This is a genomic window from Actibacterium sp. 188UL27-1 (genome assembly GCF_016901225.1).
In the GTDB taxonomy this organism is placed as follows: Bacteria; Pseudomonadota; Alphaproteobacteria; order Rhodobacterales; family Rhodobacteraceae; genus 188UL27-1.
The window spans coordinates 158,924-172,651 of the sequence record NZ_JAFEUL010000009.1 but is presented as its reverse complement, the minus strand read 5'-3'; the positions used below and the strand labels follow the sequence as shown (position 1 = coordinate 172,651).

The 13,728-nt window shown below is 59.8% G+C and carries 10 protein-coding genes; 4 read left to right on the top strand and 6 right to left on the bottom strand.

The features are described from left to right. Positions 1-12: 12 nt before the first annotated feature. The 6 genes from IU397_RS13720 to smc form a co-directional block, all read right to left on the bottom strand. Complete coding sequence (locus IU397_RS13720) at positions 13-1,002, bottom strand: hypothetical protein (RefSeq protein WP_204414522.1); 990 nt, start codon at positions 1,000-1,002, stop codon at positions 13-15. After that, positions 999-1,451 carry a toxin-activating lysine-acyltransferase gene (locus IU397_RS13715; protein ID WP_204414521.1) on the bottom strand — a complete coding sequence of 151 codons (453 nt, stop codon included), beginning with the start codon at positions 1,449-1,451 and terminating at the stop codon, positions 999-1,001. Before IU397_RS13715 ends, IU397_RS13720 begins: the two co-directional genes overlap by 4 nt. Continuing rightward, the gene (locus IU397_RS13710; protein ID WP_204414519.1) at positions 1,445-2,587 is read right to left on the bottom strand and encodes a hypothetical protein; all 1,143 of its coding nucleotides are present in this window, start codon (positions 2,585-2,587) and stop codon (positions 1,445-1,447) included. Before IU397_RS13710 ends, IU397_RS13715 begins: the two co-directional genes overlap by 7 nt. Positions 2,588-2,892: 305 nt before the next feature. Then, positions 2,893-3,516, bottom strand: coding sequence for an aspartyl/asparaginyl beta-hydroxylase domain-containing protein (locus IU397_RS13705; protein WP_204414517.1), 624 nt, complete (start codon positions 3,514-3,516; stop codon positions 2,893-2,895). A 194-nt stretch (positions 3,517-3,710) separates the two neighbouring features. Then, entirely contained in the window at positions 3,711-4,076 is a 366-nt protein-coding gene (locus IU397_RS13700) for a hypothetical protein (RefSeq protein ID WP_239479785.1), read from the bottom strand. 46 nt (positions 4,077-4,122) lie between these two features. Further along, positions 4,123-7,578, bottom strand: a complete 3,456-nt coding sequence (smc, locus tag IU397_RS13695; RefSeq protein ID WP_204414515.1) for a chromosome segregation protein SMC — start codon at positions 7,576-7,578, stop codon at positions 4,123-4,125. 251 nt (positions 7,579-7,829) lie between these two features. On the opposite strand from smc, the gene cobW reads away from it, so the two are divergent. The 4 genes from cobW to IU397_RS13675 all read left to right on the top strand — a co-directional run bounded on the left by cobW (position 7,830) and on the right by IU397_RS13675 (position 13,726). Further along, a complete protein-coding gene (gene cobW, locus IU397_RS13690; RefSeq protein ID WP_204414508.1) occupies positions 7,830-8,888 on the top strand; it encodes a cobalamin biosynthesis protein CobW in 1,059 nt (352 codons plus the stop codon). Further along, positions 8,885-9,337 carry a GNAT family N-acetyltransferase gene (locus IU397_RS13685; protein WP_204414506.1) on the top strand — a complete coding sequence of 151 codons (453 nt, stop codon included), beginning with the start codon at positions 8,885-8,887 and terminating at the stop codon, positions 9,335-9,337. Before cobW ends, IU397_RS13685 begins: the two co-directional genes overlap by 4 nt. A 13-nt stretch (positions 9,338-9,350) precedes the next feature. Then, complete coding sequence (gene cobN, locus IU397_RS13680) at positions 9,351-13,091, top strand: cobaltochelatase subunit CobN (protein WP_204414505.1); 3,741 nt, start codon at positions 9,351-9,353, stop codon at positions 13,089-13,091. A 101-nt stretch (positions 13,092-13,192) separates the two neighbouring features. Then, complete coding sequence (locus tag IU397_RS13675; RefSeq protein WP_204414503.1) at positions 13,193-13,726, top strand: hypothetical protein; 534 nt, start codon at positions 13,193-13,195, stop codon at positions 13,724-13,726. Positions 13,727-13,728: the final 2 nt, after the last annotated feature.

Here is a 13,728-nt window from a genome sequence, read left to right as displayed (position 1 = left end):
GGTTTGGCGGGCTCAATAACGCCAGTGATAACAAATAGATAATGCAGATCTGTCCAGTGCATGAATGTGCTGGAACCAACCTGTCTGGACCAAAAGCATATCCCCGGGATCCAGTTCCAACGATATGGCGGATCCCTCGATGGCTCCCCCATAGATGGGCGCGGCCCAACAAGGCTGCCGGACCCTAAATGACTTCATCGGAGCCAAGAGATCAGCCTGATCCGCTGAATAGAGATCGGCCTGGACATGCCCGTCCAATAGCATGTGAAACGCGGCGGATGCACACCGATAAGGACCCGACGATTGCTTGGGATTATGAAGGTTCCAACGGCTCATTCGCGCTGTCTCATACTCTTGCGGCCCAAAAAATGGCGGCGAAAATGTCGGCGCGAGGTCATCGGGCAGCGGCGCGTCGGGGATAACGGGATCTGATAGGCAAAGGTGCTGTCGCTGTTCGCCCGCAGCACAGTCCAAGGCAGCTCTGCGCTCGGCCAATGTCGATGCAAATCCCGTTACAAGCAATGGTTCACTACAGTCCATCGCCTCCAAAAGGCGACGTTGGGTCGGGTCACGCAGAACAGCTATACGGGTCTGACGTCGATATCCGCTTGCACGATGTTGACGTTCGGCCTGGCGAAACCGCGCCAAGGTTCGTGGGCTGGGGCGCAAGGCGCTCTGCAACAGGTGCCGAGCTGCATCCGGGTCGCCCGTCACACGCACATCTCCAAATCCAGCGAAACCGCCCCCGGGCTGCTCGTCGAGCAGTGCTTGGATCGTGGGCAGGTTGATGGTAACCGTCGCGTCCGCAGGCTCATTCCTCGCGCTGTCATAAACCATCAATGACTTACCCATTTTCACGGCGAGTTTCGGGACAGAGGACCCAACCAGACGCAGGTCAATCGTCGAACTGCGCCCATTGGGGTTTTCAAAACCTTCGCAAAGCAGTGTGATAAGGTGTTCAACGACGGCTGTCGTATTTTTAATCAGGTCAGTGGTCATCATGCGACCACACCCTGCGCACGGGTTCTGAGGTTAACGCCGGTCCAGTGATTGATGCGGCGCACGGAGCCGTCTTGATTGCGGCGCAGGCTGGTTGCCGCATTTTCTGGAAAGACGTTGTGGGTCATGTCCCGTAAAACCTCGCGGACATTGCCAAATGGTGTGATACAGTCGTTGAAAAACAATCGGTCGCCGCAGCGCCACTCGTTGGCAGACAGCGCACGGCCGGTGCGATGAACCTCGTGCTCAACCGGTTCAGACAGCCAAGCCCAGCTCACCATGGCCGTGGGGCGGCCGTCGTCGGCACAGTAAAACCGAACTTGCTCGGCCCTGAGGGCCGGAAAGACTTCGCGTTCCAGATACGATTTAAGCCTGAATTGCCGATGATATTGCGACAACGCCAACAACTCTATAGCGTAGCCACAGCTCGTGTAAGGGTCGATCCTTACCATGCCTTTTGTTCCGATTTCATGCTCTCGGGGTGCCGCGCCGCTATGGGATGCAAGCCGTCTAGATGGCGCTCCAGCGTACGTTGAACGGCGAGATGATCGCCAAATGGTGCGACCTGATTGCAAAGCGCCAACGGAGCCTTCTGTTCCGTCTGGTCCCAAGTGGCATAGCCTACGGGCCTATTCAGCCCGTCCAGTGCAATGAAGGCTGTTCCGGTCTGAAAATGAGCCAGGATCCGCGCGTAGTAGTCGCCAATGCTCAGGCTGTGCTCCGATCCGCTGGCTTGCAGATCAAGATGCGCGATCATCGCAAGATTTCGATATGCATCGCCAGACGGGCTTTGATCGGCCAGGGGGGCGGCGGGTAGGCAATTTGTCGGATGACAGGCCCAGGCAGCCATGGCATGGAGGGGAAGGTGGGCCATACCTGCTGCACCACTTTGGAATAGATTGGCAATCCTTTTCTGGCGCTTCTTGGCACGCCAAAAGAGGAAGATCGCGGCAAGGCGCGCGAACGGATAATTGATCTGGTAATGATAGGGATGCGACGGGTCGCGTAACACCTGTTCAAGGGCCTCTACATGTTTGCCCAGATAAAGAATGTTATCCGTGATCCAGGCCGCTGCGAGATCTGATGCCTGTTCGGGATTATTGGCCCGAACACCCTCGATCAGTGCAAGTTCACCCAGAAAGGCACATGTCTCCCGCGCGACAGGGGGCATCATCGCATGATCAGACCAAACGATTTGAATGGCATGAGCTGCCTCATGTGCAAGGCACAGCAGATCGGCAGCGGTACCTTGCCAATGTATCGCGATGACAGGTGGCTTGTCTCGCCCCAGATCGCGCGTATGGGGTAAAGTGGCTGGATTTTCCCCTAGCGGACAAATGTCCACGGTCTCAACAATCGCTTGCACTGCCCCAATGTCACCCAGTAGCCGCCCCAGGCTGGGCGCGACAAGAGTGTTCAGACACGTCTCCAGATCAGGTAAGCAACAGCGCCGCGGTGGCTGATCTACCTTATCCGCGATCCAAGGGAGCGCGACAGGCAGTGCCCGGCTTTGATGGGCAAGGAGGACATCGCTGGCCAATTCAACAGAGATGTCATGCAAATCAATCCAGTCATAAACGCTGTCCATCTTTGCTCCCCCGAACCTGTACAATTGCTCAAAAATCGTTGGCCGATCTGGTTCAGATGCCAACTTAAATTGAATTACCGCAATGGAGGTATTTCGGGGTCGGCAGTATTTTGCGAAACGATTAGAGATACTTGACCGATTCTTCCAAATTCATACAACTGGCAAATTTATCCATTTCAAAGGCTTAGCTATCTGAAAATGATTCAATCAACCACTCACCCGGAAATAGCGAACACCAGCCGACAAGTCGGGAATTCCGGAGCGAGCCAGACCTATGGGGCAGATACTGGCAATCTCGAAGCGACCTAAGCCTCTGCCGCCGGGTGCGGTTTGAACTCTAGATAAAGAATGATCCGGTCGGTTTTGGATGCGTTCACGGCGAAATGGTCGCGGCTTCCATCGAAGACAAAGCCTGTCCCAGGCGCGTGCTGCCGAAATTCCCCTTCAACATTCATGTATGCGTAATTCGCTGTTTCAGAAGCATCCAGCACCAGATGCATTTGCAACAAACCTTCCTCCGCCAATTCGGGATGCCGGTGGGTTGTCAGAAATCCCCCTGGGCCCAAGCGTACAAAAGCTGCAACCTTGATGTCCGGGATCACCGCTAGCAACGACAAGGTGGTCGGAAAAGCATTTCCCAAAAAAGGGATCGGCTGGTTGCAAATCACAAGGCCCAGTTGGGTCCAGTTGTCGCTGGCGCCGTCAGGGCCCCACCCGCGGATCCAGCCATAGTCACCTCCGCCCTGTATGTGGGACGTAACCTCGGTAAAGACCTGATCATGGGTCTTGCCCTCCCGATCAATGGTCAGGTTTCCGAATTGAAAATCACGCAACTCATCTCGGATCCGGGTCCATGAATTCGCCAATTCAGGCAGGCCTTTAAACTTGGCAGGCTTCCAAAAGCGCGGAGGGCCATTGGATATATCCACGATGCGGCTCCTTTTATGGGACGAGGTGACCGGTTTCGGGATCAGCGGATCTGGTGCGCATGTACATCGCTTTAGGTCTTCATGGGGGCCGCAAAGCGGGAAGCCGCTGGTATCGGTGCATTTCGAGAGATCATTGTTGCGGATTCGCGCTGATGAACCGGTATGCGATGACCATATGCCAGCAAACCAAGAGGTCACGGGCGCACAGGAAACCGGTCTCCGGCTTCTGTGATCAATATCAACCGATTGGCGTTGCGGACATACATGTCGCAGCGCTCAAAGCCTTGGCGAAAGCTGGTGCAGACAATGCCACCATCCCGCAATTCGTACGTTCCGTAGGCCAGGCCGCCATCCGGATAGGTGTAGCTATAGCTGCCCGAGATTGAGAAAAACGACTGACCACCGTCAAAGAACGTATGGGTTTGCCCGACGATTTGCTGGGTCATCGCCGCCTCGCTCAGCACCTCATCTCCCTGTCTTGAGGCAAAGGGCTGAGCTATTACGGGCACAGCTATCGTGGCTCCAAACACCAGCATGCGGCATGTAATCGATCTGTTCATAGCACGACTTTAAATCAGATGATCTACAAGATCGGTCACGTTGTGGTCAGGCAACCAGCGCTTCGGCCTTTTTCAGATCGACGCTCACCAATTGGCTGACGCCTTGCTCCTGCATCGTGACGCCAAATAGGCGGTCCATACGGCTCATGGTGACCGCATGGTGGGTGATGATCAGAAAGCGGGTTTCTGTCCGGCGCGTCATCTCGTCCAGCAGGTCGCAAAAACGGGTGACATTGGCGTCGTCCAGCGGTGCATCGACCTCATCCAGCACACAAATAGGGGCCGGGTTGGCGAGGAAAACCGCAAAGATCAGGGCAAGCGCCGTCAACGTTTGTTCTCCACCCGACAGCAGGCTGAGTGTACTCAGCTTCTTACCCGGCGGTTGGCACAAGATTTCTAGCCCTGCATCTAGGGGATCGTCGCTTTCGACCAGTTCCAGTCGGGCCTCGCCACCGCTGAATAGGTGCTTGAACAGGGTGCCGAAGCTGTCATTGACCTGCTCGAACGCGGTCAGCAAACGCTCCCGCCCTTCCTTGTTCAGGCCAGAGATTCCGGCGCGCAGGGTCTGGATAGCGGCTTCAAGATCGGCCTTTTCGGTGACCAAGGTGTCATGCTCGTCCTGAACCTCCTTGGCGTCTTCCTCCGCGCGCAAGTTGACGGCGCCCAACGCATCGCGTTGCCGACGGAGTTTCGCAATCTCGCTCTCCAAAACGTTGGCGGCGGCAATCCTGTCCGGGTTAAGCTCCAGCCGTTCCAACACCTGATCCGGGGCGCATTCCAGTTCCTCTCGTACCCTGGTTTCCGCCGTCTGTTGCGCTTCCAAGGCGGCCTCTGCCCGCGCTTCTACTGCGGCGCGGGCTTCTCGCGCCTCACCGGCAAACTTGTTGGCCTGGCGCTCAGCGGCCTCGGCGGCGCGATAGGCGTTATCAGCCTCGGCCAAGGCATCCGCCGCCGCCTTACGGCGAGTTTGCGCAACGGTCTGTGCCTCGGTCAGTTTTTCGCGCCGGGCGATGATATCTTTCGGGGCGGCCTGGGCCGTTTTAAGATCCGCCTTGGCCTGTTCCAGACGGTTCGACAATTCAGAGGACCGCATTTCGGCGTTGTTCAGACGCGCGCGCCAATCGGCCTCTTCCTTTGCGATGGCATTGGCGCGACGCTGGCGGCCTTCACCTGCGCGGCGTAACTCATCGGCGGCGCTGCGTTTGCCCAGCATGTCGGTCCGGGCCGTTTCTACGGCATGTTTTGCGGTATCCAGTCCCGCACGGGCGGCCTCCAGATCCGGCAAATCTGTTAGGCCGGCCTCGGCTTCTGTCACCCGCGCCGCTGCTGTTTCGGCCTCGTTGGTATGGCGGGTCACGGCCAATTCCGCCGCTTCTAAGCGGGTCTCAGCCATGCTGCGGTCGCTTTCGGCACGGCTCAGGGTGCGGTTCGCCTCGGCGTTGGCCGTGTCGGCACTGCGTCGCGCGTCGCGGGCAGCTTTGTCAGCATCGGTCGCGGTTTTCAGCGCGGCTTGCAAGGCCTCATGCGATTGGGCCGCCTCGGTGGCGCGCACCGACACCTGTTCCAGATCCCGTTTCAATGCGACCAATCGATTGAGCTGTTGCAACCGCAGGGCCGCGGCAGAGGGTGCATCATCGGCGGTCGCCCGGAACCCGTCCCACCGCCATAGATCACCCTGAGTCGAGACGAGACGTTGGCCCGGTTGCAACGCCGCCTGCAAGGTTGCGCCGCAATCGGCATCGACCAACCCAATGGCGCCCATACGGCGCACCAGCACATCCGGCACCGTCACATGGTCGCCCAGGGCCGTCACCCCGTCAGGCCAATCGACGGCATCCGCATAAGGTGGCAAGGCAGCCCAGCCCGACCGATCCTCATCAGATACTTGTGGCGCGCGTAAGTCCTCTGCCAAAGCCGCGCCCAAAGCCTGCTCATAGCCATCATCGACGCGCAACAGGTCCAGAACCTGGGCGCTGGCCCCGGTTTCGCGTTCAACCAGCCGGGACAGGGCCGTCACTTCTGCTTGCAACGCTCCGGCCTCACCATCGGCAGCGGATCGGGTTGCGCGGGCCTCGGCCTCCTGCGCCGCTACTTTGCCGCGTTGATCATCGGCAGCTTGCAATGCTTCTTCAGCGGCTTGTGCTGCTCGGTCTGCTTCGGCCTGCCATGCGGCGGCGGTCTGCGCTGCGCTCGCGGCTTGCTCCATCGCGCCCTTGGCTGCAGCAACGGCTTGACCCGCCTTGGCTGCCTCGGTCTGGTGCCGGTCCGCAGCACGACGTGCATCCTCAACCAACCGCCCGGCCGATTGATGGCGGGCTGACAACCGCGCTGCATCCTCGGTCCGGCGCGACAGGTCATCCTCGGCGGTTTGAAGCGAGCCTGCCGCCTGATGCGCCAGATCCTGAGCCTCTTTCAACCGCTCGTCATAACCTTCGGCCTTGCGGGCCAAGGCCGCGGCCTCCTCTTGCAGCCGCGAAATCGTTTCTTCGGCATCTTGGTTCAATTCGGTCTCGCGGGCCATGTCCTGACCCAGCGTACCGATCTGTTGTTCCAGCGTGTCGATGGCCTTGGCGGCGCGCGCCTGTTCTTCGCTCAGGGCGCCCATTTCCTGCGCCACGCGTGCCACCACGGCCGAAGCAATCGCCTCCTCTTCGCGGGCTGGCGGCAGCGCCTCATCGCAAGAGGCGCGCGTCGCTTCAGCTTCGCGCACGCCACGCTCGGCTACTGAGGCAGCCGTGATCCGCGCCTGCAATTCGGAACTGATCTCCTGCACCAGGTCGCGCGCCTCGGCCCAGCGCCGATAAAGCAATGCGCCCTCGGCTCGGCGCAAGGCGCCGCCAATTTCGCGGTAACGTGCGGCTTGCTTGGCCTGCCGTGCAAGGGCAGCCAACTGCCCGGCCAATTGCTCGATCACGTCATCGACGCGGGCAAGATTGGTCTCGGCCCCGTTCAGCTTCAATTCCGCCTCGTGCCGACGCTGGTATAGTCCGCTTATGCCAGCTGCCTCTTCCAAAATTCGCCGCCGCGCCTTGGGGCGGGCATTGATCAACTCGCTGATTTGTCCTTGCCGCACCAAAGCCGGTGAATGGGCGCCGGTAGAGGCATCGGCGAACAGCATCTGCACGTCGCGGGCACGCACATCTTTGGTGTTCACCTTGTAGGCCGAACCTGCATCCCGGGTGATCCGCCGCACGATATCCAGCGCATCGCTTTCATTGAACCCCGACGGGGCCAAACGCTCGCTGTTATCCAGGATCAGGCTGACCTCTGCAAAATTGCGGGCCGGGCGCGTGGCGGCCCCGGCAAAGATCACATCTTCCATGCCGCCACCGCGCATGGCCGTTGGACGGTTCTCGCCCATCACCCAACGCAACGCTTCCAACAGGTTTGACTTGCCGCAGCCATTGGGGCCCACAACCCCGGTCAGCCCATGGGCGATCACCAGGTCGGTTGGGTCGACGAAGCTTTTAAATCCGTTCAGCCGCAGTCGGGTGAACTGCACAGAGCCGCCTCCTTGCTATTTTGTGGCTGACACTGTTTCGTGCCTGCAGGCGCAAAGTCAACCACATCTGCGCGTTATGATTGACTTATCCACAATATCTGGCCGTTTTTCGCGTCTTTTCCATCATATGCCCGAAAATATCCCCGCCGTAGGCGCCAACGCCGACAAGCGGCATTTCGCGCGCAGAATCATCCTTGACGGTGCGATCTGCATCTGTCCAATTTGCCTGACACATCAGCAGGAGCACTCCCATGCCCGCAAAGATTCCCGCCACCATCGTCACCGGCTTTTTGGGCGCCGGGAAGACGACCCTCATTCGCAACATGCTGACCCAGGCCGAGGGTCGGCGGATCGCCCTGATCATAAACGAATTCGGTGATCTGGGCGTGGACGGTGACATCCTGAAAGGCTGCGGTATTGAAAACTGCGCAGACGAAGATGTGGTCGAGCTGTCAAATGGCTGTATCTGCTGCACCGTGGCCGAGGATTTCGTCCCGACGATCGAGGCCCTGCTGGCCCGCGACACCCCGCCCGAGCATATCGTGATCGAAACCTCCGGCCTTGCCCTTCCGCAACCCCTGGTCCGCGCTTTCAATTGGCCCGCAATTGCCACTCGTGTGACGGTGGACGGCGTGGTCACGGTGGTTGATGGCAAGGCGGTATCCGAAGGTCGATTTGCCCATGACCATGCGGCGGTCGATGCCCAACGCGCCGCGGATGAGAGCCTAGACCATGAAACCCCGCTATCGGAGTTGTTCGAGGATCAGTTGACCTGCGCCGACATGGTCGTGGTCAACAAGACGGACCTGCTGGAGCGGGACGAGACGACCCAAGTCGCGGCGGATCTCACCAATCAGACACGCGATGCCGTCCGCATAGTCCGCGCCTCCCATGGGCAGTTGCCGCTGGATATTCTTTTGGGTCAAAACGCGGCCGCTGAAAATGATGTGTCGGCTCGGCATGAGCATCACCATCATCACCATGATGATGACGAGGAGCATCATCATCACGAACACGACCATGACGATTTTGAAAGCTTCGTGGTCACGGCCCCCGAACTTTCTGACCCTGATGCGTTTGCCGCTCAGGTAGCGGGCGTGATCCAGACCCACGACATTTTGCGTCTCAAGGGCTTTGCCACTGTAAAGGGTAAACCGATGCGTTTGACACTCCAGGCCGTCGGACCACGGGTTGAGACTTATTTCGACCGACCGCTCATGGGGGATGAGCCGCGCCAGACCCGCCTGGTGGTCATCGGTCAAACAGGGCTGGATAGGGCGGCCATCACGGCCGCCCTCCAGGACGCATGACCATTCTGATCCGCCGGGGTGATCCATGGGATCCTGCCGCCACAGCGCTTTTGCAGGCCAGTCATGTGCTGATGGAGCGTCTTTTTCCGGCTGAGGCTAATCACTACCTCTCCCTTGATGCCCTAACCGCGCCCGCAATCCACTTTTTCGTGGCTGAACATGACGGACAGATCAAAGGATGCGCTGCCTTGGCCGAAAAGGCGGGTTACGGTGAAGTAAAGTCGATGTTTGTTGATCCGGAGGCCCGCGGGCTTGGCATTGGCGACGCTCTTATCGCCCATTTGATCGAAGCGGGGCAGGCCTTAAGAATGCCCGTGATCCGGCTGGAAACGGGCGATGCGCTTCATGCGGCTCACCGGTTGTATGAACGCCACGGGTTCCAGCGGCGTGGCGTTTTTGGCGACTACAAGGTGGATCCGACCTCCCTGTTCATGGAGCGCGCATTGTGATGTGCGGGCGCTGATGCATCTTCTAGCGGCAACGCCTGGCCGGATTGACGATGACGAACCCACCGATTTGGGCCAGAGCCCGGCAGAGGTGGTGGTGATCTCTGCAGCCGATACCGAACTGGCTGCGTTGAGTGCGGCCCGGGCCGAAATGAGCGATCCTCCAACCCTGCGCCTGGCCAGCTTGATGCATCTGCATCACCCGATGTCGGTTGACCTGCATATCTCCGATTGCGCGGTGAAATCTGGCTTGGTCATTGCCCGTGTGCTGGGTGGATCGGGCTATTGGCGCTATGGGTTGGAGCAATATGCAGCCCATTTACATGCTGCCGGCGTGCCGTTCGCGGCGCTTCCCGGGGATGACAAACCAGATCCGGAATTGCGTGATCTGTCGACCGTTTCCGGAGAGGATTATGACGCGCTTTGGGCCTGCCTGGTCGAGGGTGGGCCGCAAAATGCTGTACTCTTTCTCGAAAGGGCGCGCGCCATGGCGCGTGGCGTATCCAATCGCCCTTCTCCCGCGCGCCCTTTACTCCGCGCCGGGATCTATTGGCCCGGTGAGGGGTTGAGCGATTTGCATGCTGTGCGTGCGGTCTGGGCGGACACTGCGCCAGTGGTGCCGGTCATCTTTTACCGCGCACTGGTCCAAGGCGCGGGGTTGAGTCCGATCAACCGGCTCGTCAAAGCCCTGTTGCAGCAGGGGCTGGCGCCACTGCCGATCTTTGTAGCCTCATTGAAAGATCCAGTTTCAGTCGCGACCCTAACCCGATTGTTCGAACAAGCTCCGCCCAGTGTTATTCTGAACGCGACCTCTTTCGCCGTGGGTTCCCCCCATCAAGGGGAGCAGGCAGAGGGGGCATCGAACCCCTTCTGCCTGCCCGCCGCGCAAGGCGCGCCGGTGTTCCAGGTCGTTCTGTCAGGCGGAACTGAGCAGGCTTGGGACGAGGGTCTGGCCGGGCTATCCGCACGCGACATCGCCATGAATGTGGCCTTGCCTGAGGTGGATGGCCGCGTGCTGTCCCGTACGATCTCGTTCAAGGGAGAGGCCTATTGGGACGATGCCACGGAATGCTCCATTGCGACCTACAAGGCGCGCGGGGATCGGGTGACCTTTGTGGCGGAACTCGCAGCGGCTTGGGCACGGTTGCGTGCGACCCCTCCGCCAGAGCGCAAGGTCGCGGTGATCCTTGCCAACTATCCGAACAAGGACGGGCGGCTGGCGAACGGAGTTGGTCTTGATACGCCTGCGGCGACCGCGCGAGTTCTGCGATTGCTGACGGAAACGGGTTACGCAGTTGACGACTTGCCGGATGGCGCTGCCTTGATGGCCGCGCTCATGGCAGGGCCAACCAACTGGCTGACCGACCGGGTGGACCGCGAGGGCGGAGTGACGCTGGATCTTCTGACTTACCAGAAACACTATGGCGCGCTGCCTTATGTAATTAGACAACAGATCGAGGACCGATGGGGCCCGCCGGAAAATGATCCTTTCTTATTGACAAAAATATTCCCGCCGGAGGCTCCGACAGTTACTGGGGGCGATACCGTTGGATCATTGGGGTTCAAATTGTCGATCCATCCCCATGGAAATGCGTTTATTGGATTGCAGCCAGCGCGGGGTTACAATGTCGACCCGACAGAGACCTATCACGCGCCGGATCTGGTCCCGCCGCATAACTATTTGGCCTTCTATTTCTGGCTGCGCCACGTCGCAGGCTGCCATGCGGTTGTGCATATGGGCAAGCACGGCAATCTGGAATGGTTGCCAGGCAAGTCCGTGGCCCTGTCGGAGGAATGTTGGCCCGAGGTGGTGCTGGGGCCCATGCCGCACATCTATCCATTCATTGTGAATGATCCAGGCGAAGGAACCCAGGCCAAACGACGAGCGCAGGCAGTGATCATTGATCACCTGACGCCGCCTTTGACCCGGGCCGAAACCTACGGCCCGTTACGCGATCTGGAAGTCTTGGTCGATGAATATTATGAGGCTGCGGGCGTGGACCCAAGGCGGCTGGCGCATTTGCGGCAGGAGATCCTGTCGCTGACGCAAGTGACGGGGCTGGATCGGGATGCAGGGTTCACGGGCGATAGGGATGGCGATCTGAACCGACTGGACGCGTATTTGTGCGAGTTGAAAGAGGCGCAGATCCGGGATGGGTTGCATGTGTTCGGTCAATCTCCCGATGGGCGATTGGAGCGGGATCTGGTCCAGGCCTTGCTTCGGCTGCCAAGGGGGGATGGGCAAGGCGCACACGGCTCGCTGCTGCGAGCACTCGCTGCTGATTTGGATTTGGAGTTTGATCCGCTTGATACGGATATGGCGACCGCATGGGTGGGTGCGCGACCCCAGCTTTTGGAGGGGTTGAGTGCCGATATTTGGCGATCTGGCGGTGATACTGTCGAGCGGTTGGAGATGCTGGCTGCGCAGATGTTGGACGGGGAGGCGGCTGCGCCAGGGCCCGCAAGTGCTGCTGTGTTGGCGCAGGCTGAGGCGGAGATCCGACCTGCCGTGGCGCGCTGTGGTCCGGCGGAGGCGGAGGGGCTCCTCACCGCCCTTGCCGGGCAGTTCGTCGCCCCTGCGCCCTCCGGCGCGCCGACCCGGGGGCGACCGGATGTACTCCCGACGGGCCGGAACTTTTACTCCGTTGATAGCCGTGCCGTGCCGACGCCGACGGCCTGGGCCTTGGGGTGGAAATCGGCCAACTTGTTGATCGAAAAACATTTGCAGGATCATGGCGATTGGCCACGCACCTTTTTACTAACCGCCTGGGGCACGGCCAACATGCGAACCGGTGGCGATGACATCGCCCAATGCCTGGCGCTGATGGGCGTCAAACCCACCTGGGACAGTGCGAACCGGCGGGTCACTGGATTTGAGGTGTTGCCTGCAAGCGTGCTGGGACGGCCGCGTGTCGATGTGACATTGCGCGTCTCCGGGTTCTTTCGGGATGCCTTCCCGCAACTGATCACCCTGGTCGATAATGCGGCTCGCTCAGTGATGGCGCTGGACGAAACCGAAAGCCAGAACTCTGCCGCCGCGCGGGCTAGAACAGAAGGCAGTCGGCACCGCGTCTTTGGCTCCAAACCCGGTGCCTATGGTGCGGGATTGCAGGCGTTGATCGACGAACGGCTCTGGTCCGAGCCGGCGGACTTGGCCGAGGCCTATCTGAACTGGTCCAGCTATGCCTATGGCAAGGACGCCGAAGGCACACCGGCCCGGGCGGCCTTTGAAACGCGATTGCGCGAGACCGAAGCCATTGTCCAGAATCAGGACAACCGCGAGCATGATCTGCTGGATTCAGACGATTATTATCAGTTTGAAGGCGGAGCAGCAGCGGCGGTTCAAGCGCTGCAAGGTGCGGCTCGCCCGATCTATCATAACGATCACTCCCGCCCTGAGCGCCCGGTCATTCGCACGCTTGAGGATGAGATTGGCCGCGTCGTCCGGTCCCGCGTGGTCAACCCGAAATGGATCGATGGGGTCAAACGGCACGGTTATAAAGGCGCGTTCGAGATCGCGGCGACGGTTGATTACCTGTTCGCTTTTGCCGCCACAACGGGAGCCGTGCGGGGCCATCACTTTGATTTGGTCGAAGCGGCCTTCCTGGAAGATGACGAGACGCGCGACTTCATTACTCAGAACAACGCCCCTGCCTTGACCGAAATCGCGCAGCGCCTGCAGGAGGCGATTGACCGGGGTCTGTGGACACCAAGATCGAACTCCGCCCGCGCTCGCATTGAGGCGCTGTTGCCCTGACCCTGTGACGACGCATGCGCTATTGAAGTTACAGGTCGGCTCCGCCATCACTCATATGTGAGGTTGGGGCCAACCGCCGTAGATCCAGGTGTGAGGGACAGATGACACGAAGCTTTCTGGCGATCATTGTCGCCCTATCCGTGACGGCCTGTGCGCCTGCTGAAATCAAGACGCCGCCGGTAACCGTCACACCGAATGTGCCGTCCAAGGCATCAGGCATTGATGTCTATGCGCGGGACCGGGCGCGCGGCAATCCGGTGCCGCGGTTCCGGGGCCAGAACATTGTGCAGGTCAGGACCCGCGGCAAGGGCAGCGACAACAAGACGTCAGAGCTGTCAGGCGTCCCCTGCAACATGGATTCGGGCGTCTATAAAGCGAAATTCCGCAGCCCCGCCAATGTCATCGTGCCGGATTACGGGCCGAACTCTCCCGCGATCTTTGTGCGATGCGTGTTGGATAAGGCCTCTGGCTCCGCCACCGTCAGTGCCTATAACCTGACCAATCAGCAGCGCGTGAATGCTGGGGCCGGGGCCGGATTGCTGGGTGTTTTGGTGGCCGGCGCAGTTGCGGCGGCGAAACGGGATGATACCAAGGATGACTTCGCCTATCCGCCGATCACCATCACGGTGAAATAACG